At 64.3% G+C, this 21993-nt stretch carries 16 protein-coding genes; 9 read left to right on the top strand and 7 right to left on the bottom strand.

Annotation, left to right across the window (positions count from 1 at the left end; translation table 11 throughout):
* Positions 1–175 precede the first annotated feature (175 nt).
* Positions 176–3775, bottom strand: coding sequence for a S8 family serine peptidase (locus O3303_RS14900; protein WP_269559184.1), 3600 nt, complete (start codon positions 3773–3775; stop codon positions 176–178).
* A 321-nt stretch (positions 3776–4096) separates the two neighbouring features.
* On the opposite strand from O3303_RS14900, the gene O3303_RS14895 reads away from it, so the two are divergent.
* The 3 genes from O3303_RS14895 (at position 4097) to O3303_RS14885 (ending at position 6369) form a co-directional block, all read left to right on the top strand.
* Positions 4097–4597 carry a hypothetical protein gene (locus O3303_RS14895; protein WP_269559183.1) on the top strand — a complete coding sequence of 167 codons (501 nt, stop codon included), beginning with the start codon at positions 4097–4099 and terminating at the stop codon, positions 4595–4597.
* A gap of 122 nt (positions 4598–4719) precedes the next feature.
* The gene (locus O3303_RS14890) at positions 4720–5505 is read left to right on the top strand and encodes a tetratricopeptide repeat protein (protein WP_269559182.1); all 786 of its coding nucleotides are present in this window, start codon (positions 4720–4722) and stop codon (positions 5503–5505) included.
* Positions 5506–5634: 129 nt separating this feature from the next.
* Complete coding sequence (locus tag O3303_RS14885; RefSeq protein ID WP_269559181.1) at positions 5635–6369, top strand: TIGR04283 family arsenosugar biosynthesis glycosyltransferase; 735 nt, start codon at positions 5635–5637, stop codon at positions 6367–6369.
* A gap of 203 nt (positions 6370–6572) precedes the next feature.
* Here the strand turns inward: O3303_RS14885 and O3303_RS14880 are convergent, their stop codons facing one another.
* The 4 genes from O3303_RS14880 to O3303_RS14865 form a co-directional block, all read right to left on the bottom strand.
* Positions 6573–7631, bottom strand: a complete 1059-nt coding sequence (locus O3303_RS14880; protein ID WP_269559180.1) for a hypothetical protein — start codon at positions 7629–7631, stop codon at positions 6573–6575.
* Positions 7632–7943: 312 nt separating this feature from the next.
* Positions 7944–10445, bottom strand: coding sequence for a T9SS type A sorting domain-containing protein (locus tag O3303_RS14875; protein ID WP_269559179.1), 2502 nt, complete (start codon positions 10443–10445; stop codon positions 7944–7946).
* Between the two features lie 612 nt (positions 10446–11057).
* Positions 11058–11756 carry a metallophosphoesterase family protein gene (locus tag O3303_RS14870; protein WP_269559178.1) on the bottom strand — a complete coding sequence of 233 codons (699 nt, stop codon included), beginning with the start codon at positions 11754–11756 and terminating at the stop codon, positions 11058–11060.
* Positions 11757–11842: 86 nt separating this feature from the next.
* Positions 11843–12340 carry a hypothetical protein gene (locus O3303_RS14865; RefSeq protein WP_269559177.1) on the bottom strand — a complete coding sequence of 166 codons (498 nt, stop codon included), beginning with the start codon at positions 12338–12340 and terminating at the stop codon, positions 11843–11845.
* Between the two features lie 122 nt (positions 12341–12462).
* On the opposite strand from O3303_RS14865, the gene ybiA reads away from it, so the two are divergent.
* From ybiA to O3303_RS14835, 6 genes are all read left to right on the top strand, one after another.
* Complete coding sequence (gene ybiA, locus O3303_RS14860) at positions 12463–13023, top strand: riboflavin biosynthesis intermediates N-glycosidase (RefSeq protein ID WP_269559176.1); 561 nt, start codon at positions 12463–12465, stop codon at positions 13021–13023.
* 70 nt (positions 13024–13093) lie between these two features.
* Positions 13094–13555 (top strand): hypothetical protein, encoded by a 462-nt coding sequence (locus tag O3303_RS14855; RefSeq protein WP_269559175.1) that lies wholly within the window; start codon positions 13094–13096, stop codon positions 13553–13555.
* Positions 13556–13614: 59 nt separating this feature from the next.
* A complete protein-coding gene (locus O3303_RS14850) occupies positions 13615–13863 on the top strand; it encodes a 4a-hydroxytetrahydrobiopterin dehydratase (protein WP_269559174.1) in 249 nt (82 codons plus the stop codon).
* A gap of 123 nt (positions 13864–13986) precedes the next feature.
* Positions 13987–14727, top strand: a complete 741-nt coding sequence (gene rsmI / locus O3303_RS14845; RefSeq protein WP_269559173.1) for a 16S rRNA (cytidine(1402)-2'-O)-methyltransferase — start codon at positions 13987–13989, stop codon at positions 14725–14727.
* Positions 14708–16372, top strand: a complete 1665-nt coding sequence (gene lnt, locus O3303_RS14840) for an apolipoprotein N-acyltransferase (RefSeq protein WP_269559172.1) — start codon at positions 14708–14710, stop codon at positions 16370–16372. Before rsmI ends, lnt begins: the two co-directional genes overlap by 20 nt.
* 131 nt (positions 16373–16503) lie before the next feature.
* Complete coding sequence (locus O3303_RS14835) at positions 16504–17298, top strand: inositol monophosphatase family protein (protein WP_269561917.1); 795 nt, start codon at positions 16504–16506, stop codon at positions 17296–17298.
* Between the two features lie 87 nt (positions 17299–17385).
* Here O3303_RS14835 and O3303_RS14830 read toward each other — a convergent pair whose 3' ends face one another.
* Together O3303_RS14830 and O3303_RS14825 are read right to left on the bottom strand one after the other, a co-directional pair.
* Positions 17386–18687, bottom strand: a complete 1302-nt coding sequence (locus O3303_RS14830) for an amidohydrolase family protein (RefSeq protein ID WP_269559171.1) — start codon at positions 18685–18687, stop codon at positions 17386–17388.
* A 70-nt stretch (positions 18688–18757) separates the two neighbouring features.
* Entirely contained in the window at positions 18758–21811 is a 3054-nt protein-coding gene (locus O3303_RS14825; protein ID WP_269559170.1) for an amidohydrolase family protein, read from the bottom strand.
* Positions 21812–21993 lie beyond the last annotated feature (182 nt).

The following is a 21993-nucleotide window of genomic DNA, read 5'->3' as shown; positions in this document are numbered from 1 at the left end:
CAACGCGCGGATTACTTTACTTACTGCCCCAGTCCGACGGCGGTAGCCGTCCGACCGGTTGCTGGCCGCGTCGTTCAAACGAAGCCGCCCGAACCATGGCGTACCAACATCAGCCTGCGGCGACCGGTCGGACGGCTGAAAAAGCCGTCGGACCGGCAAGCGGTGGCAACGTCGCTTACTTCACCACTTTCAGCTGCTGGGTGCCGGCGCTGGTGCGCAGGCGCAGCGTGTACACGCCGGCTGGCAGGCTGCCGGTGGCCAGCGTGTGCTGCTGGGCGCCAGCGCGCAGCAGCACCGCTTCCTCGCGCACGGTGCGGCCCAGGGCGTCGAGCAGCTGGAGCGTGGCGGCTCCGGCTTTGGTGGGGGCCAGTTGCACGGTCAGCTCCTGCGAGAAAGGCACCGGATAGGCGCTCAGCAAACCCAGGTTGGCCTGGCGGCCGGCCGTGCCCAGTACCTGCAGGGCGCGCAGGCGCACATTGCTCAGGTAGAGGTTGTTGCCGTAGTCGTTGAGGTTGGCGAAGCGCACCAACACGTTGGCCGGGCGCGTGCCGCCGGCCGTCAGCAGGCCGGGCAGGTCTACGGTTTCCTGGCGCCAGTCGGCGGGCCGGGAAGGCTCCCACTCATTGGTGTCGAAGCCGGGCACCGTGGCCAGGGCTGTGCCGCGCTTCAGGTAGCCCGTGGGCTGGAACGTAGCGCCGCAGTCGGTGCTCATATCCACCCGGATACCATCAAAATACGCCGCGCTGTAGGCCGCATACGCCACCCAGAACGTCAGGCGGACGGTGTTGGCGGTGGCGGGCACCGTGCTCAGGTTCAGCGGGGGCGTAATCAGGTAGTCTTCGGTGCCGCGGGCCGCGTTGGCGTAGTCGTTGGCCATGGGCACGGGGCGCGCCACTGAGTCGGGGCCCGGGATGATGGAGCCGCTCAGCTGCCAGCGGAAGTTGGAGGTAGCGCTGGGGTTGACCACCTGCCAGCCGGCGGGCGGGAAAGTGCTGGTGCGGAAATTCTGCACCACGGGCAGCGGGTCGCCGGTAGTCACGGTGATGAGAGCCGGCCGGGTGGCGGTGGTGGGGCCGTAGCTGTTGCTGGCCAGCAGCGTGACGCTGTAGGTGCCGGGCGTGGCAAACTGCAGCTGCGGATTCTGCGAGCTGGCGCTTGTGCCGCCCACAAACGTGACGCCCGCGCTGGGCGACACCGACCACGTCCAGCTGGTTGGGAACGACTGGCTCTGGTCGGTGAGCGTGACGGGCACGCCGGGGCAGACCAGCGTGCGGCTGGCTTCAAACGCAATGAGGGGCGGGCCGGGGCAGTTGAAGATGCGCGCCGGCTGGTTGAGGGCGCGGGTGCGGCGGCTGCGCAGCCCGTCGGAGGCCCGGATGGCGCGCACCGCGTACCACTGCTCGGCGCCGTAGCCCAGGCCCGGCAGCACCACCGAGGTGCGCGTGACGGTCGTCACGGAGTCCATGTACTCAGCCCCCAGCTTATATACAATGTAAGCCGAGGCCGTGGCCAGCGTGTCCCACTGCAGCTTCACCTCGTTCTGGCATACGTAGCCCAGGCGCAGGTTGCCGGGCAGCGCCGACACGGTAAGCGGCACTACCGACTGGCTGCTGGCCGCGCCGCGCGTCACGCGCACTTTCACGCGGCCCGAGGCCACGCCAGCCGGTACCGTCCAGTCGAAGTGGCGGGCGGTGGCGGCGACGGTGGCGGAAATCGGGAGCCAGGTGGTGCCGTTATCGGTGGAGTAGTCCAGCGCGAACGTGGCGGGGCCGGCCGGAGCATCCCAGCGGATTACTTCGTTTTCGCCGGGCACGAAGCCTTCCCCGCCCAGCGGGTAGGTCAGCTCCACGCCGTCTTCGAGGTAGCTATACACTAGGTAGTAGGTCTGGGGGCCCTGGGGCACGGCCGCGCCGCGTACGGTCACGGTGTAGGTGCCGGCGGCGGGCTCGGCCACGGTCACCTGCTCCACGTTGTTCAGCGAGTCGAGGCCGCGCACGGCGTTGGCGTTGAGCTGGGCCACGGTGGGCCGGTGGTCGAGCACCCAGGGCTGGTAGGTGGTGCCGCCGGGCAGCGCCACCTGCATGTTCAGGTCGTTGATGAGGTTTTCGGTGGAGTTGATGGCACCCTCATAGTCGTGCCAGTACACCATCACGCGTAGCTCCTTCTTGCCGGTCGGCACTGCAATGGTGTGGGTGCGGGCCTGGCCCGTCGTCAGAGAGTCTTTCAGATAAGTGCGCTGCTCCAGCACCCGCACGGCCCGCAGCGCATTCACGCGGCCGTAGCCGAAGCGGAAGTCGGGGCCGGGGTTGCCGAGGTCTTCGGCGGTGTTCATCAGCGCCGCTTTCAGCAGGGCGCCGGGCGCTTCCTGCTGGTTGTTGAGGCTGCGGTAGGCCTGCACCAGCTGGGCCGTGACGCCGGCCACGCCGGGCGCCGCCATGCTGGTGCCCGTAAATACGGCATAGGTGTTGGGGTCGACGGTGGACGTAACGCTGGTGCCCACGGCGCATACGTCGGGCTTGATGCGGCCGTCTTTGGCCGGGCCGCGGCTGCTGGAGCCGGCCAGCGCGTCGGTGTACGTCACGTTGCCCACGGTAATCACGTTCTTGCCCATCTTGTGGCCGCCCGTGATGGTGCCCCAGCCCACGCCGGCCCCGTAGCCGAAGTCAGAGGTACCGGAGTTGCCCGACGAAAACACGTGCAGCAGGTAGGGCCGCTGGCGCGTCTGCTGGTCCACGGTGCGCGTGAAGCTGGTGTAGCCGGTGTTGTTGCCGTCGCCGTAGCTGGAGTTGGTCACGCGCATCTTGCGGGCGCCAGCGTAGGCTGCGGGGGTGTTGGTGAGGTTGCCGGGGTAGGAGAAGTACTGGTTGAAAGCGCCCGTGGCGTTGCCGCGCACCCGTGGGTCGGCGTTGCCGGCGCCCATGATGATGCCGGCCACATGGTCGCCGTGGTTGCCGCCGCTGGCGCCGGCCGCGCTCTGGTCGAAGCGGCCCTGGTAGTCGATGTGCGGCCCAATGCGGCCGTCGTCGCCGTGGCCCACGGTCACGCCGCGCCCGTCGTAGTGGCGGCCGGCGCCGTAGTCGGTGCTGATGGCGTTGGCGCGGTGGTCGGTGCGGCCCCGGAAGTTCTCGGGCTCAGCGGGCGGCGTGGCGGGCTCCACGGCACTCACCCAGGGCAGCGCCGCCACCCGGGCAATGTCGGCCTCGCGGCATAGCACCCGCAGCAGCTGCCCGAACATCGGCTTGCCGGCCTCCTGAAATCCGCTCTGGCGCAACGCCTGGGCGGCCTGGTTGGGTGTGAGCGTGGCGTAGTACTGCACGTTCACCTCTACCAGCCCGCCGGGCCGCCGCATGTGGGCCGGAATGGTATTCCGGGCCAGGTCGCCGGCCAGCTTCCAGGTGGGCGCCACGGGCTGCACGCTGCGCAAGCCCACGCCGCTCAGGCGCTGGTGGGGCAGGCTGGCAGGCAGGGCGGCGGTCCAGGCGTTGCGGGGCAGGTAGTCGAGCAGGCGCACGCCGGCCGCGGCCAGGGTGGCTTTCTGCGCCTCGGTGGGCAGCTGCTCAAACTGCAGCACCCGAAACACCTGGCCCTGCCAGGCATCGGCGGGAGCAGTGGTGGCGGGCTGCCGCAGCCAGTCGGCGAAGTTGGCGGCGGGCGTTACGGGGCCGCTGGCCAGGCGCAGCGTGTAGCGGCCGGCCGGTTGCGGCGCCTGGGCCTGCGCCAGCAGCGGCGCTAGGCTCAGGGCCGCGGCCAGCCCCAAGGAGGAGAGGTGTTTCATGCAGGAAACGGGAGTAGTGGTGGAAGCAAATAAAGAAGGGAAAGGAAGTTGCCGGGAAGATACACAGCTGATTTTATGTTCGATATAGGGCGCGGCCTGAGCGGCCAACAAAATTCCGGCTGGGCCCGGCCGGCAGAAGCCGCTGCCGAAACGCCGGCCGCGGGTGGCGCAACGCGGCTTCGGGCGGGGCTTGGTGGGCGGCGGTTTGTGCGGGTGAGGTGGCCTCTTATAGCCCGCAAGCCAACTTTCTGCGTTATCTTGTTCCGCCCGGGCAGGCTGCTGCCGGCCGGGGCCGTATTCTGTCTTTGTTGCTCTGGCCCCGTGAATCAGCCTTTAGCCGAAACCCTGACCCATCTGCGCGTTGGCAACCAGTCGTTTCTGATAACTTTCTACCAGGAAAACCGCGACCTGTTCGCGCGCTGGGCCCGGCGGCAGCACCAGTTGGAGCCGCCCGCCGCCCACGAGCTGCTGCGCACCGTGCTAGTGGAGTTCTACGACCAGGTAGCCGACGGCCGCCTCACCAAGCTCCCGCCCGACCTGAGGGCCCACGTCTACGGCATGGCCGTGCAGGAACTGCAGACGGCCCGCCCCGACACCGAGGTGCTGCCCGTGGCGGAAGCCGGCCGGCGCCAACGGCTGCTGGGCTTGTTCGGGCAGCTCGGCACCGACTGCCAGCAGGTGCTCATGTTCTTCTACTTCCGGGGCTACAATTTTGAGAAGGTGGCCGGCAAGATGGGCTTCGCCAACGCCACCGTGGCCCGCCTGCAGAAAGCCGGCTGCCTACGCCGCCTCTACGAGCTCAGCCTCAAGGATAGTGCTTAGGAAATAGGGCGTAGGGCTTAAGTCGTTTAACGACTGCACATACAAATAAGCCCCTAGTCCTAAGTTCCTGTTAATGAGCCACGAATCCTATTCCCCAAGCCCTACTCCCTAAGCCCTAAGATATGCCTGACCTGCGCCCCTACCTCGATGAGCTGGAACGCTTTGCCGATGGGCAGATGTCGGAGAGCGAGCAGGAAGCCTTTGAGCTGCGCCTGGAACAGGACGAGCAGCTCAGCACCGCCTACGAACAGTACGAGCGGTTTACGGCCGACCTGCGCTGGGTGGCCGGCCACGAAACCCTGCGCCACCGCCTCACCGGCCTCGATAAGCGCCTCGACCAGCGCCAGCATGCGCTGCAGCGCGTGCAGCGCCGCCGTCGCCGCCAGCAGGTCCGCTGGGGCATAGCGGGCGGGGTGCTGCTGCTGCTGCTGGGCGTGGGTTTGTGGCTGCTACTGCGCCCCCACGCCATCAGCTCCGATGAGGCCTGGACCCGCTACTACACGCCCGAACCCGGCCTGACGGAAGCCGCCGCCCAGCGTATCGGCAACCCGTTTCTGCGCGAAGCCATGCAGCAGTACCGCGACGGCCACTATCCGGCCGCGCTGCACTCGCTGCGCCGCATTTCCGAAAACAGCCTCGGCCCCGACACGCTGCTCTACTACACCGGCGTCACGCTGCTGCGCCAGGATGAGGCCGCCGCCGCCCGCCCCTATCTGCTGCGGGCCAGCCGGCAGCCGGGCTCGGCCCTGGCCGGCAAGGCGCAGTATCAGCTGGGCATGGCGCAGTGGCGCACCGGCCAGCTGCCCCAGGCCCGCACCACTCTGCAAGCCGTAGCCCAGGACCCCCGCAACCCCTACCGCCTCGATGCCAAAGCCGTGCTTCAAGCCAAGGTGTTGAACAGCAAGTAAGTATTGGGTGGTGGCTGGTGGTAGCGCGAACTTTGCGGTTCGCGTTTCCGCGCCATAGCTACTACCTGAACGGTGCGGAAACCCGAACCGCAAAGTTCGCGCTACTGACTACCCAACACGATTCGCCGTATGAATCCTGCTCCTGTTGCGGCAACCGGGCCGGCGGCTATCAGCATCATCATTCCCACCTATAAGGAAGCCGGCCACATCGGGCCGCTGCTGCGCCACCTGCGCACGGCTGCCGGCCCCGATGCGGCGCTGGAATTGCTGGTGGTAGACGGCCACAGCCCCGACGCCACGGCCGTAGAAGCCACGGCCGCCGGGGCGCGGGTGCTGCTGTGCCCGCGCAAAGGCCGGGCCGCGCAGCTCAACTTTGGGGCCGCGGCCGCCACAGGCAGCATCCTGTACTTCCTGCACGCCGACACCTATCCGCCGGCGGGCTTTACCGCACACATCCGGGCGGCGGTGGCCGGGGGCGCGGGCTGCGGCGGCTACCGCCTGCGCTTCGACCACCCCAGTTGGTTTCTGGCCCTAAACGCCTGGTTCACGCGCTTCCCGCAGGAGGTATTCCGCTTCGGCGACCAAAGCCTGTTTGTGCGGCGCGACGTATTCGGGCAGGCCGGGGGCTACCGCGAGGATATGGTGGTGTTTGAGGATCAGGAAATTACGCGGCGCCTGCGCCGGGTGGCGCCGCTGCGGGTGCTGCCGCACTACATCGTAACCTCGGCCCGCAAATACCGCGAAAACGGCGTGTGGCGGCTGCAGGGCATCTACTACCTCATCACGGCCATGTACCGCCTCGGCATGTCGCAGCAGCGCATGGTGCAGGTCTACCGCCGCCTGATCCGGCAGGATAAGGTGTGAGATTGGGTGATGAGGTGAATGGTACGTCATGCAGAGCGGAGCGAAGCATCTCGCGTGCTGACGTTGCAATAGTACTCCTGCATCAGCACGCGAGCTGCTTCGCTCTGCTCTGCATGACAGTTACCAACACAACGTCAGCACGCGAGATGCTTCGGCTGCGCCTCTGCATGACGTTCCATTTACCTCATAACCCCATCACTTCATTACTTGGCACGCCGCCGCATCGGATTCTCAATCAGCTCGTTACCGACGAAGTTCTGGCCATCGGTGGCCTGGTACTGGCGGTAGCGCTCGGCTTCAATCTTGCGCCGGTCTACGAAGTAGAGGCCGCCGCGGAAGCCACGCCGCCGCACCCAGTTGTTGATCAGGAAGGCGTGGGTTTTTTCGAGGCGGTTGGCGCCGCGAGTGGGCACGCCGTAGTCGCCCTGGAAGTAGAGGCCCGGCGCTACCGGCTCCCGCACAATGCTGCGGGTGTCGCCGTGGCGCAGGCGCTCGGTGTCGGCCACCCAGTTGCCATTGATGATGTTCACGGCCGGGTAGGGCGAGGGGTTGCCCCACATGACGCGCCGCTGGGCTCCGTTCACGTTGGCAAACCATGGCAAGTGCGACATCACGAAGGCCGAAAAATACGCGTACTCCGTGGGGTCGTAGTTCCGCTCCCGGAATACCAGCGTCACTTCGCGGTGCTCCGTGCGGATCAGGCGGCGCAGTTCCTGGCGGAAGCGCGGGTCGGCGAGGTACTGCAGGGCTTCGGCGAAGTGGTTGAAGAGCAGCGTGAGGCCGTTGTAGTGCACGGCGCCGTGCAGGTAGTTGATGGCGTGGGGCATACGGCGGCGTGTGCCGTGCGGAATCTCCGGCGTCGGCACCGATTTGCCCACCATCGTCGCCAGAAACTTGCCCACCTTACTGGCAATAACGTCGTCGGGCTCCGGGGTGTAGTCGGGCTGGGCCCATTCGGTGGCGGGCTCCGTCCGGAACACCACGTTGCGGGGCCATACCGCGCCCTGGCCGGCGGGCATCTGGCCTGTTACCCAGGGGTGTTCGGGGCCGAGCAGGCCGGCGGGCATCTTGTGCAGCGTGAGTAGGCGCATCACGTGTAGCGCTCCGCCGGTGTTGTGCAGCACGTTGCCGCGCACGATGTTCTGCACCAGAAACGCGCGCTCCTTCACCCAGGCCCGCTTGCGGCGCGGGGCCGGCAGGGCCGGCGGATGGGGCAGATGGGGCCGCGGCAACACGTCGGCAGAGGCGTAGGAAGCAGGCATAATCAGGAAGTAAGGAGTAGAAAGTATAACCGTAGCCCTTGCTACACGAACCATGCCCCCGTTTCTGGTTCAGCCGTTGTCCTGAAGATAAGTTGCTGTAAACAAGACTCTTTCAGGACGCCAGAAGGTGTAGAGACGCAATATTTTGCGTCTTGTCGTTGCTGATGTCGTTCAACCGGCACGCTTCTAGTCGTTCAACGACGAGACGCAAAGTATTGCGTCTCTACATCGTGCCGGCAGCTTCCAACACCCCCAAAAAAACAGCGCCGCCCTTGCAGGGGCGGCGCTGTGAGCAGCCTGAAAACCAGGTTGCTACTGACGTACTACGCGCTGGCGGAGCACGGTGCCGTTGAGGCGGGCCGTGAGGGTGTAGGTACCGGCGGGACACTGCGGAACCAGGTCCAGGGTGCTGAGGCCGGCGTCCATGGGCTGGGTTTGCTGCCAGACCACCCGGCCCACGGCGTCGATGAGCGAGAAGGCTACCGGCGTGGCGGTGGGCGTGGTCAGCTCCACGGTGAGACGGCCGCTGAAGGCCGTAGGATAGGCCGCCAGCTGCATGGCCTGAGCTTCCCGGAACGACACCGTAACGGGGCCGAAGTAGCTAGTTTTGCCGTCCTGGTCTTCCTGGCGGAGGCGGTAATAGCGCAGGCCCTGCTTGTTGGCCTCGCGGTCCAGGAACTGGTAGGCGCGGGGCTGGGTGGCCGGGCCCTCTTGGCCGGGCACGAAGCCCAGGCCCCGGAACTGCCGGCCATCGGTGCTCACTTCCACCTCGAAGCCGCGGTTGTTGATTTCGGAGGCCGTCGTCCAGGAAACCAGCGCCTGCGGGCCCTGGCGCACAGCCCGCAGCGAGGTCAGGCCTACCGGCAGCGGCCGCTGCGCGTCGCCGAGGGTCCAGCGTGAGAAGCCATCCACACCGTTGAGCTGGGCGTAGCCGGGGCCGCTACTGCTCACGCCGCGCGGCTGCCAGTTCACGCCCGCATCCGTCGACTTGAAGAAGCGCAGGTTGGCGGGCGTAATGCCGTTGAGCTCGTGCGTGAAATAGCGCATCACGAGGCTCAGGTTCAGGCCGTTAGCGGTGGTGGCTGTCACGTCGTAGTAGCGCTTGATGCCCTGGCTGCCATTGGAGCCGCTGGCGGCCGTGCCCGTCACGCGCAGCACGTCGGTGGCGCCGGGTAGCACGGAGCTGGCGGCGGGCGTCATTTCCAGGCCCAGGCCCCCGAATAGCTCGGTGTTGCTGGCCCGCACGGTGCGGCTGGCCATCACCCGGCCCAGCACGTAGCTCGCGTCCGACTCCGTGATGTTGGCCTGCTCCAGCAGCTCCAGCGTGTGGGCGCCAGTGGCCAGAATGCCGTTGGTGAGCGTGAGCTGGCTGATGATGTCGGCGTCGTTGGTGATGGTTTTGGTGCCGGCGCCGTTGATTTCGAGGTTGAAATACACGCCGCCGCTCACCAGCTGGGGGCCGCTGCCGGTCAGCTTCACCAGGCCGCCCACGCTCGTAAACGTGCCGCCCTGGTTGTTCATATCGCCTTTGATTTCCAGCGTGCCCTGGGTCTGGTTGTAGGTGCCCGAGGAGCTGTTCAGGAAGCTGCCAGTCACCAGCACGTCGCCGGCGTTTTTCAGCACACCGTCGTTCCGCAGGTTGCCGGTCAGGGTCAGGATGCCGCCTGGTTCCACGTTCACAATCTGGCCGCTGGCCACCGTAAAGTTCACCAGATCCGTGTCGGTGCGCGAGTTGAGGCTGATGACGCCGCCCTGGCCGCTGTTGGTCACGTTCGTGACGCTGTTGCCAGCCACGGCGGTTAGGCCGTCTTCCAGGCGCAGCGCCGTCAGGGGCTGGGTGGTGCTGGTGAGGCTCACGTTGCTCACCAGGTTGTTGCTGATGGTGGTGCTGATGCCGCTGCCGCAGCCCACCACAATGCCCCGGAACTCGGCGCTGGTGTTCACCCAGGTGCCGCCGCTGGCCGCGGCCGCCCGCCCCCCGATGCTGTTGCCGCTGATGACGTTGTTGTCGGACAGCGTGCCGGGCTCGAAGTCGATGGCCGTCTGCATCGACGTAGGCGTGGTGGCCTGGTCGTAGAAGAAGTCGTTGTTGGAGATGTTCCAGTTTGAGCCGTTGCCGCTCTGCACCTGCAGACCGTAGGCCGTGAAGTTGGCCAGGTCGTTGTCGGTGATGCTGATGTCCTCGTTGAGCGCGCCCGGCACGATGTTGAACGCATAGATCAGCGTTTTGGGCAGCGTGGTCGAAGCGTTGGTAATCAGGTTGTCGATGAGCGTGTTACGGTCGTTGCCGGCCGTGGCCGCGTTGCCGATGGTAACCACGCCCAGGCCCGGCTGCTGGCAGCTGCCCAGCACGCGGGTCTGGCTGAGGCGGTTGTCGGCGGCATCGTCCTCAAACACCACCGTGGCCCGGCTGATGGCCGGCTGGCGCAGCGTGAGGGTACGGGCGTTGGTGCCGTTGTGGCCGCTCACCACCACGTAGTGGCTGCCGGCCCCAAACGTAAGCGTGCCGGTGATTTCCGCCGTCACGCCGGCGGCCGGCCGGATGGTGATGGTGCTGGTAGCCGTGCCGGCCTTGTTGATGAGTACGTTCTCCGTGTATCTGGCATCAAGCAGCTGAATTTCAATAGGCTGCAAAACCTCAGTCGGGACAGAGGCCAGCGCCTGCGCAATGGTGGTGTAGGTGCCGCCAGCGCCTACCGTCTTCACCAGCGGAGCCGCGGCCCACGCCGGAGCCGCCAGCAGCAACGAGCCGGCCAAGATGCCCCCCAGGCATTTCAACGACTGGCCCGACATGGAAAGTAGTGTTCTTTTCATCCCTCTGATTGGTAAATGAGCGTGACAGAAAACGTGAAAAACCCCTCCGGCGGCTCTGCTCCGGCGCGTTGCCGAGTGGCAGGCAGCCTACTCTATCCCCTCGCAGCAGGCGCACCGCACAGCCCACACCCGATCAGGCAAAAGGCTCTCGGCAAATCGAAAGTCTTTGCAAAGTTTAATTGAAGTGTTGCTTGGTGGATGAGGCGTTATATGATTCGTCAAATATAGAGCAGAAATGAACACATGCCAATTTAGCCTGTGTGAAATTTGTATTATGGTTCCCGTTTATAGAATATGAACTGCCTTGATATATCTTAAGATAGTTAAAATGGCCTGTAAAAGGCATTTTAAAACATTATTCTTAGCGTGGAAAAGTATAGATAATAAATTTTTATTGGCAAAAGCTCTATTATGTTTTTGTTTTATCGTGTTTATAAAATGGTATTATTTTGATTTGTATCAACCGATACTTAGAATAATGAATTGGAATGATGCAATAATAGAATATACTGATGTTGAATAAATGCAATTGTATAGACGCAGGGCGCCCCTGATTGCCCAACACCAATGGGTGAGGCAAACAGGGGCGCCCTGGGTTTCGCTGAACGGCTATTAGCGGCGGGCTATAGGATAGGGCGTCTCTCGGTTGGGGGTGAGCGTAAGTTCGAACGTGTCGAGGTTGAGGGCAGCCAGATGGGCCAGCTCCGGGTTGTGGCGGTACACGCAGCCAGTATCGAGGCCGATGGCGCCGGCCCGGGCCTGCACGTGCTGCTGTACGGTGGCAGTGGGCGTGGGCACATGCCCGTGCAGCAGGTGCCGACCCTGCAGCCGCGACGCATCAAGGGTAAACTCCTTGGTATTGAGCATGGTGTGCCAGTCGTGGCGCATCTGCTCGGGCGGCAGCCGGAAGTCGTAGCCGGCGTGCACCAGCGTGAAGCCCGGAATATCGAGCTGGTGCGGCAGGTCACTCAGCCAGCGCAGGTAGCGCGGCGCCAGGTGCTCGGGCCGCGCTATGCCGAAGCTGGCCAGGGTTTGCTGGCGGTCGGCGGCGGCGGCCCAGGTGAGTTGCTGGTGGCCCAGGGCCGCGTCGAGCAGCTCCTGGTCGTGGTTGCCGCGCAGGCAGTGCACCTGGTAGCCCTGGGCGGTCAGCTGCATCAGGTAATCCAGCACGCCGCGGCTTTCGGGGCCTTTGTTGACGTAGTCGCCCAGCAGGTAGAGCTCGTCGGTGGGCTGCAGGCGCAGCTGGTGTTCCAGCAGGTGCCGGAAGGTGGCCAGGCAGCCGTGCAGGTCGGTGGTAGCGTAGCGGGCCATATGGTATCGGAAAAGCGGGAAGACGCAAAAAGCACCTTTTCTGGATCGAAAAGGTGCTTTTTTAGATATCACAGGTATTGCCTTAGCTACTGCACAATGGCCGTGTCGGAGGCGTCGGGGTCGGTGAGGTCGGCGTTGGTGCCCTGGCGGGCGAGGTCATCGTTGTTGATGGCAGGGCGCTCCATCTGGCCCATGCCTACCCGGGAGTCCGGGTCCGACATTTCATCGGGGCCGCTGCGGGCGTCGTCGCGGTCCAGCTCATCGGCGGGGCGGCGGGTGGCCAGGTCCAGGTCGTCGGCGGGCAGGTCCTGGTTGGGACGGTCGGGGCGGCCTTCGTCGGTGCTGCGCATGTTGTCGGGCGGCGAGCTGGTCTTGTCGGCGTTTTCGTTGACCGATACGGCCGAGATGCCGGCGCCGCTGTCGGTGCCGAAGCCTTCCTTGCCGTCGCGGTTGCCGAAGCCGCCGCGGGCATCCTCGTTCTTGGGCGGGTCGCCGCCGGGCGTGATGTGGCCGGCCTTCATTTCCTGTTCGGTGGTATCGTCGTTGATGACGCGCACGGGGCGGTTGTTCGGGTCAGTAGCCATGGCAGGTCGAGGTGTTAAGGTGGGAGTCAGGTATAGCTAGGTGTACTGCGGTTCGCCGATATGGGTTTAGCTTTGGCCTGCCCGCTGCCTTAAAATATTCGCGCTTCCTCCCCGCATCTGCCATGTTCGCCGCCGGCTTACCCGCCATTCGTTCTGTCGAGAGCTTGCTGCATCATCTGGAGGCTGGGGCGCCTGTGAAGTATCTGTATTTCTGGGGCCATACCGGCGCCGGCCATGTCGGCAAGGAGGTATTCAGCCAGTGGTATCCGGCGCCTTTCGATCTGGATGGCGATACCTACGCCACCGCCGAGCACTACATGATGGCCGAAAAAGCCCGCCTGTTTCAGGACGAAGCCACCCGCCAGGCCATTCTGGCTTCCTCCCATCCCGACCAGGCTAAAAAGCTGGGCCGCACCGTCCGCAACTTCGATGAAGCCCGCTGGAATGACGCCCGCTTCGCGGTGGTGGTGCGCGGCAATGCGGCCAAGTTCAGCCAGCATCCGGCGCTGCGGGCGTTTCTGCTGGGCACGGGCGCCCGCGTGCTGGTAGAGGCCAGCCCCGTAGACCCGGTATGGGGAATCGGGCTGGCGCAGAGCCATCCGCAGGCCGCCAATCCGGCACAGTGGCGCGGCCTCAACCTGCTGGGCTTTGCGTTGATGGAAGTTCGGGCTCAGCTTGGATAGTGCCAGTGAGTTATAGTATTTAGGACCCTGAATAATTCCTGTAAACAGTTTATATAAAGCCGTACATACCATGAAATTCTCACCAGTTGCTATTCTCTCTTTTCTCGTGCTAGGCTGTTCGCATTCAGCTTCCTTTGATCAGGAAGTTTGGTTGCAAAACCCCGGTGTGGAAGACACGCGCAACCCCAGAGCCTACATGGTGCAGGATGTGCTCAAAAATCACCTTCGTGCAGGCATGCCACGTGAAGCAGTAGTAGCCCTGCTAGGTTCACCATATAAAGAGGGTGTGGAGCAACGTCTTCCCAAAGAAGTAGTCGTACCAGATTCACTTTCTGCCAGTAATCCTGAGAATTTGAAGCCTGAAAATCAAGACAAATTCTTAGCTGCCTTCAACGCTTTTATGAGGTTGCCTTCCCGGCCAGATACAGTGCTTTTGTACCCAGTAGGTTGGTCTACTATTGATCCTAACTTTTTGGTAGTTAAGCTGACTGGCAAAGGCAAAGTTGAAAACTGCTGGGTTGAGCAGCATTGACTTACATCAAGAAGATAGACATAAGCCTCCTTTTTACCCATTTGCCCCCATTTGCCCCCATGTGGACCGAAACCGATAACACCCTGACCCGCACCTTCCGCTTCCCCGACTTCAAAGTAGCCTTCAGCTTCATGACCGACGTGGCTGAGGAAGCCGAGCACCAGCAGCACCATCCGTGGTGGAGCAACGAGTACAACGTGGTCAGCTTCCGCCTGCACACCCACGACGCCGGCAACACCGTCACCGCCAAGGACCACGCCCTGGCCGCCGCCATCGACCAGCTGGCCGCGGAGTACGGCGGAAGCTAGTAGCTTGTGGCGCGGACTTTAGTCCGCAGCCCGACTTCCGCGCCACACGCGGGCGGCGCGCATTCGGGCGGGCTGCGGACTGAAGTCCGCGCCACATGCAGGCGGTGCACTACCTTTGCGGCTATGGCTGACGCTCCCAAAACCCTGCTTTACCTCGTGCCCACGCCCATCGGCAACCTGGAGGATATCACCCTGCGGGCCATCCGGATCCTGGGTGAAGTGGACACGGTATTGGCCGAAGACACCCGCACCAGCGGCCGCCTGCTGCAGCACCTGGGTCTGAAAAAGCCCATGCTCAGCTACCACCTCCACAACGAGCACCAGCAGGTGCAGCGGCTGCTGGAGCGCCTGGAGCGCGGCGAAACCATGGCCCTGGTTTCCGACGCCGGCACGCCCGGCATCTCCGACCCCGGCTTCTTGTTGGTGCGCGAGTGCCTGGCCCGGGGCCTGCGGGTGGAGTGCCTGCCCGGCGCCACGGCCTTCGTGCCGGCGCTGCTCAAGTCGGGCTTCGGGGCCGAGCGGTTCACGTTCGAGGGGTTTCTTCCCGTGAAGAAGGGCCGCCAGACCCGCCTGCAGGAACTCGTGCACGAGCACCGCACCATGATTTTTTACGAGTCGCCGCACCGGATTGTGAAGACGCTGGAGCAGCTGGCCGGCGTGCTGGGTTCCGAGCGGCCCGCTTCCGTGAGCCGCGAGCTGACCAAGCTGTTCGAGGAAACCGTGACGGCCCCACTCGCCGAACTGGCCGCCAACTTCGCGGCCCGCGCCGCCATCAAAGGCGAAATCGTGCTGGTGGTGCAGGGCCGCGAGAAGGAAGAACGCATCAAGGAGGACCGCTACAAAAATGACGACCGTGACGAATAACCCCACTCTCGCCCCCGCCCCAACGGCCGGCCGCCTGGCCTACTGGCTACCCAGCCTGCTGGCGCTGCTCAGTGCGGTGCTGCTGTGGCTGGGCTGGCCGGTGCACCCGGCCCCACTGGCGCTGGTGCTGCTGGTGGCCTGGGTGCCGTTTCTGCGCCTGGAGCAACTGCTGGTGCAGCGCGGGGCCAGCGGCTGGAAGGTGTTTCGCTACACTTACCTCAGTTTGTTGCTTTGGAACGCCTTCACCACGTACTGGGTGAGCTACAGCACGTTAGGCGGCGGTATCACGGCCGTAATCTGCAATGCTTTGATGATGAGCGCGCCCGTTATGGCGTTCTACCACACCAAGCGGCTGGCTGGCCCGGTGCTGGGCTATTTGTCGCTGCCCGTCTACTGGATTGGCTTCGAACAGCTACATCTGCATTGGGACCTTACCTGGCCCTGGCTGACGCTCGGCAACGGCTTCGCGCAGGCCAACTATCTGGTGCAGTGGTATGAGTACACGGGCTTCCTGGGCGGCTCCGTCTGGATGTGGGCTGTGAACATCCTGGCGTTCTTGGCGCTATATCGGCAGCCAGCGCCCACCAGCTTGGTCCGGCGGTGGCTGGCGCCGGTGGTGGCGGCGGTGCTGCCCATCGCCGTGTCACTGATTATTGGCAGTCAATACCAGGAAAAGGGCGCGGCCGCCGAGGTTGTGGTGATACAGCCCAACGTGGATCCGTACCTGGAGAAGTTCAGCAGCACGCCCAACTTCATTCCCTACGACGAGCAGCTCAGCCGCCTGATCCGCCTCACCGAGCAGCAGCTCACGCCCCAGACCAAACTCGTACTCTGGCCTGAAACGGCCCTGGAAGAATCGTATTTCGAGCAGTCGTTTGATGCCAACCCCAAGGTTCAGCGGGTACGCAGCTTCCTGGCGCAGCACCCTGGCCTGGAGCTGATTACGGGCATCACCAGCATCCGGATGTACCCGTCCAAGGAAACCGCCACGCCCACTGCCCGCTTCCGCGACGACCTGGGCTACTACGACGTGTCGAACACGGCCGTGCACTTCCCGGGCGCTACCGGGCCGGTGACGTTCTACCACAAGTCGCGGCTGGTGCCGGGCGTGGAAAAGGTGCCGGTGGCGCTGGCCTCGCTCATCAACAACATCGACCTGGGCGGCTTCGTGGGCTCCTACGGCAGCCAGGAGGAACGCACCGTGTTCCAGACCGCCACGCCCGGCCTGCGTATGGCGCCCAGCATCTGCTACGAATCGGTGTACGGCGACTTCATGGCCGAATACGTGAAGAACGGCGCCACCCTCATCGGCATCATCACCAACGACGGCTGGTGGTCTGACTCGCCCGGCCACCGCCAGCACGTGCAGTACGCCACATTGCGCGCCATCGAAACCCGCCGCGACGTGGCCCGTTCAGCTAATACGGGCATTTCGGCCTTCATCAACCAGAAAGGCGAGTTCCTGGTGCGCACCGCCTGGTGGACGCAGGACGCCCGCCGCTACACCGTGCACCTCAACACCGAGCAGACGTTCTATGTCCGTCACGGTGAGCTGATCGGGCCTGCCTGCCAGGCGCTGGCGGCGCTGCTGCTGGGCTTCACAGTGGTGCAGGGTGTGCGGCGCCGGCAACAACCGGCAATCTAATACCGTCTGTCATCCTGAGCGGAGCGAAGGACCTTATCACGTCTGCTTCACTGCTAAACGACTCGTTTACGCCTGATAAGATCCTTCGCAAGCTCAGGATGACAGATACTTTTCTTGACTTTATCAACCACATGGATTACAACGAAATCAGCTTTCAGCTGGCGGCCGTAACGCGGCACGCCGGGCAGTTCATCCGCCAGGAGGCGGCTACGTTTCACCGCGGCCAGATCGAGAGCAAAGGCGTCCACGACTTGGTGTCGTACGTGGACAAGGAAACCGAGAAGCTGCTGGTAGCGGGCCTGCGTGAGGTGCTGCCCGAGGCCGGCTTCATCACCGAAGAAGGCACCGAGGGCGCCGACCGCGCCGAGGAGTTCAACTGGATTATCGACCCGCTCGACGGTACCACCAACTTCGTGCACGGCCTGCCCGTGTACTCCGTGAGCGTGGGCCTGATCCGGGGGCAGGAGCTGGTGGCGGGCGTGGTGTACGAGGTGGTGCGCGACGAGTGTTTCCGGGCCGCCAAGGGGGCCGGCGCCTTCTGCAACGAGCTGCCTATTCACGTCAGTGACGTGCCCGACCTCAACAGCTCGCTCATCGCCACCGGCTTCCCCTACACCGATTTCGGCCTCATGAGCGACTACCTGCAGGTGCTGGGCGCGTTCATGCGCAAGTCGCACGGGGTGCGGCGGCTGGGCTCGGCGGCTGTGGATTTGGCCTACGTGGCGGCCGGCCGTTTCGAGGGCTTCTTCGAGTTCAACCTCAACTCCTACGACGTATCGGCCGGCTTGCTGCTCGTGACCGAGGCCGGCGGCCGCACCACCGAATTTCTGCAGGACGGCGACCCGCTGTTTGGGCGGCAGGTGCTGGCCTCCAACGGCCACGTGCACCAGGAAATGCAGGACACCATCCGGGAGTTCTGGAAGTAAAGACTAACAGGGTACCTACAAAAAGGGTCCGACTCCACGTGGAGTCGGACCCTTTTTGTAGGTGCTTTTACGGCCCTGGATTCCGGCTTACGGCATGCTGTACTTGCTCTTGAACTTGCGGTTCAGGTACAGCTGCTTGTTCTCGGAGCTGAACGCGCGGCCGTCGATGTAGGCGTGGGTGATGTTGTTGGTGCGCATGTCCAGCAGGTCGCCGCTGCTTACCACCAGGGTGGCGCTTTTGCCGGTTTCCAGGCTGCCGTAGTCTTTGTCGATGCCCAGGATGCGGGCGGGGCTGAGCGTTACGGCCGTCAGGGCTTGCTCCGGGGTGAGGCCGAAGCCGGCCGAGGTGCCCGCAATGAAGGCCAGGTTGCGGGAGCCGGCCGTTTCCATACTGCCTTCATAATCAAGGCAGTAGCGGATGCCGGCCTGCTGCAAAATGTTCGGCAGTTTGTAGGGCAGGTCGTAGTCGTCGCCGGGGCGGCGGGGCAGGGCGTGGGTGCGCGAGAGCACCACGGCAATGTCGTGCTGCTTCAGGAAATCCAGCATCATCCAGGCGTCGCGGGCGCCCACCACGGCCACCTTCTGCGCGCCCAGCCGCTTGGCGAAGCTCACGGCTTCTACTATTTCCTTGCCGTAGTCGGCGTGGATAAACAGGGTTTTGGAGCCGTCGAAAATCCCGCTCAGCGCCGACAGCCGCAGGTTTTCGCGGTGGCCGGCCGGCAGGCTCTTGTAGGCGGCGGCTTCGGTGAGCATGGCTTCCAGGTCGCGCAGCTGGGTTTGGCGCTCTTTGGTGCGCCGTTCCACGGCTTTTTCGTCTTCGGCGGAACTGAGCTTGAGCACCATGGCCGGCCAGTTCAGGTGCAGGCCGTCGTCGGGGCGCACGGCGGCGTCCTGCCAGTTCCAGGCATCGAGCTGCACAATGCTGCTCTGGCCCGACAGCATCCCGCCGCGGGGCGTAATCTGGGCCAGCAGCACGCCGTTGGTGCGCACCGTCGGGATGATGTCGGAATCGGTGTTGTAGGCAATCAGGGAGCGGACGTTGGGGTTCATCATGCCCACTTCCTGCTCGTCCACCGTCGCCCGGATGGATTCCACCTCGGTGAGGCCCAGCGTGGTGTTGGGCAGAATTAGCCCGGGGTACACTTCCTGCCCCTTCACGTCAATCACCTCGTAGCCGGCGCGCTGCGCGAAGCCGCTTTGGGCGCCCGCGTAGGTGATGCGGCCCTTGTCGAAGGCCACGGCGGCGTCGGGCACCACCGTGCCGTTGCCCACGTGCAGGTTGCCGCCCACCAGCAGAATCGGCTTGCTTTGGGCCGGGGCCGGCATGGGTACCTGCGCGGCGGCGGTAAGCGCCGTCAGCAGGGGTAAGCAGAGCAGTAGTTGTTTCATAGTTGCTGAGGTTTCTGGTAGTCCGGCGCCCTTCTGAGTGGCGCGGTGGAGTGACCGTTTATTATATGTTCTACTGGTCCAGCTCTTTTTCCTCGCCGTCGGTGTCGCAGTGGAAGTGGCCGGTGGGCTTGGCGGTGGCCGTTTGGGTGGGCGCGCCGCCTTTCTTGGCTGCCAGCATTTTCTGCACGATGCGCAGCCGCTCCCGCTCCATGTCCTGGCGCAGCACCTTGTCCGACTCCAGGTCGAAAAACTGGCGGCCATCCACGAAGGTGCGCTCGGCGTGGGAGTACACGCTCAGCGGGTGGCCGCTCCACAGCACCACATCGGCGTCCTTGCCTTCCCGGATGCTGCCCATCTGCTGGTCCAGGTGCAGCATGCGGGCCGGGTTGATGGTCACCAGCTTCAGGGCTTCCTCTTCCGACAAGCCGCCGTACTTCACCGTTTTGGCGGCTTCCTGGTTGAGGCGGCGGCTCATTTCGGCGTCGTCGGAGTTGATGGCCACGTTCAGGCCGGCGTCGTGCATGATGGCGGCGTTGTAGGGAATGGCGTCGCGCACCTCATTTTTGTAGCCCCACCAGTCGGCAAAGGTGCTGGCCGCGGCTCCGTGGGCTTTCATCTTGTCGGCCACTTTGTAGCCTTCCAGAATGTGGGTGAACGTATTCACCTTGAAGCCCATCCGGTCGGCCACGCTCAGCAGCATGTTGATTTCGCTCTGCACGTAGCTGTGGCAGGTGATGAAGCGCTTGTTGTTGAGGATTTCCACCAGCGCGTCCAGCTCCAGGTCGCGCCGCGGGGCTTCGGTTTTCTTCTGCTTGCCTTTGCCGAGCTTGTTGTAGGCGGCCCACTCCTTTTCATACTCCCGGGCCCGCGTAAACGCATCCACAAACACCTGCTCCACGCCCATGCGCGACTGCGGGAAGCGCAGCACGTTGGCCTCGCCAGCATTCGACTGCTTCACGTTTTCGCCGAGCGCAAACTTGATGAACCCATCGGCGCCGGCCACTTTCAGGCCTTCGGGGGCCGCGCCCCAGCGCATCTTAATCAGCTGCGACTGGCCCCCAATCGGGTTGGCCGAGCCGTGCAGCAACTGCGCCGCTGTCACGCCGCCGGCCAAGTCGCGGTACAGGTCCACGTCCTCGGGGTCGAGCACGTCGCCGATGCGCACCTCCGCCGTGACGGCCTGGGTGCCTTCGTTCACGCCCCCGATAATGCCGATGTGGGAGTGCTCATCGATGATGCCCGGCGTGAGGTGCTTGCCGGTGCCGTCCACCACGCGGGCGTCTTTGGCGGTCAGGCTCTTGCCGATTTTCGAGATTTTGCCGCCCACCAGCAGCACGTCGGTGTTTTCCAGCTTGCCGGCGGCCTCACTGGTCCAGACTGTAGCGTTTTTAATCAGTACCGTTTCCTGCGGCGGAATGGCCGGGCGGCCGTACGCCGCAAACGGGTACAGAATGGCCCCGAGCTGCACCGGCTCCGGCGCCTTCGCCGAGTCGCGCCGGGCGGCGCGGCTGGCGGCTTCCTGGCGGCGGGCGGTCCACTTCACCAGAGCCGCGTCGGGCAGCTGGCCGTCGCCCTGAAACACGCGGGTTTCGGGGGTGTAGTAGCCGCTCAGGCGGACGGCGGTGGCTTTGTTTTTAGGCGTGGGGTTGTACACGATGGTGGCCAGCTCGCCCTGCACCGAAATAGCGCCCCGCACCGTGTCGTTGGGCGCCACGGCCACTTTCAGCTCCGGGGCTTCGGGCTTGCCGGCTACCAGCATCTGCACGGCCGGCTGGCTGCCCACCTGCAGCGTGTACACACCGCGGTAATCGGCGGGCAGGGTGCTGAGCTGGTACCGCTCGCCCTGGATCCAGTTGTCGAGCAGCACGTTGTCCTCGGCAAACAGGCGGCTGGAGCATACCAGGAAGTTGGCGGTCAGGCCGGGTTTCAGGCTACCTACTTTGTCCTGGGCCTTGATCAGCTCGGCGGGCGTGGCCGTGAGGGCGCGCAACGCCTGCTCCTCGGTGAGGCCGTACTGAATGGCCTTACGCAGGTTGGGCAGAAACTTCTTTTTATCCTTGAGGTCGGCGGCCGACAGCGCGAAGGGCACGCCGGCTTTGGCCAGCAGCGCGGCGTTGGCGGGCGCCATTTCCCAGTGCTTCAGTTCTTCCAGCGAAATGCGGGAGGCGTCGTACACATCGTCCACGTTGTAGGCGTCGGGGAAGTTGAGGCTGACCACGAACGAGGCGCCGGTGGCCTTGATGTCGGTCAGGCGCTGGTATTCGTCGCCGCGGCTCTTGATGATGTACTGGGTCTTGAACTCGTCGCCGAGCTTGTCGGCCCGTAGCGCGTTCAGCTTATCGCTCACCTCGAAGATTTGCGGCAGACTGCGCTGCTCCTGCCACGCCCTGAGCGACAGGTTCTGCTCTTTGCCGGGGTTGCGCTGGTTCCAGTCGGCGTCCAGAAACGTCTGGCGCAGCAGCGCAATGCTGCCCATCAACGAGCCGGGGTAGTTCTGGGTGCTACTGCCTTTGTCGAAGGAATAGCCGGCGGCGGCGCGTTCCAGCAGCAGTACCTCGTTTTCGCGGTGGCCGGCGGTGGCCAGCGAAACCAGCGCCGCCGTGCCGCGCGCAATGCCGTCGGGCTGCTGCGTCAGCACCGCCCCGAAGCCTAAGCGGCGGTACACATCGGCCTGCTCGTCGTTCACCTTGAACTCCTGCGCCGCCTGGGTTTCCGGATGAATGGCCTGGTTCCAGTCGTAGGCGCCGGTTTTTTTGGTTTCGAACTGTGGCGGCGGGCGGCGGGCGGTACGCTCGGGCGGCTTCACTTCGGGCAGGCCGTAGCTGGCCGCCAGATCCACGAAGCCGGGGTAGATGTACTTGCCCTTCAAATCCTGCACCACCGCGCCGGCCGGAATTTTCAGGTTCTGCCCCACGGCTTCCACCTTGCCGTCGCGCACCAGCAGGGTGGCGTCGGTGAGTTGGGTTTTGTAGTCGGTGAAGATGGTGGCGTGGGTGAAGGCGTAGAGGCCCGGCCGCTGGTCGTAGACGCCGTTGCGCGGGTAGGTGGTGGGCTGGGCGTAGGCCCCCAGACCGCCCAGCAGCAGTCCGCCCGCCAGCGTAAATCGAAGAGTAGAAGTTTGCATGCAGATGATAGGGTGAAAGGCCGCACGAACATTGCCAAATGGCCGGCCGGCGTTCAGCTGGAGAAGACCAACTCTTGGCTAAAGTACAGCCAGATGCCAGATCATCAAGTAAAAGCGGAAATCTTACCAGACCCCGGCAAAACAGGCCCCCAACCCGCGCCGGACGCTGCCGCCCGCAGGCT

Origin of the sequence: Hymenobacter canadensis (assembly GCF_027359925.1) — a bacterium.
GTDB classification, from domain to species: Bacteria; Bacteroidota; Bacteroidia; order Cytophagales; family Hymenobacteraceae; genus Hymenobacter; species Hymenobacter canadensis.
The sequence above is the reverse complement of the archived record's forward strand: the minus strand, read 5'-3'. Positions and strand labels throughout refer to the sequence as shown.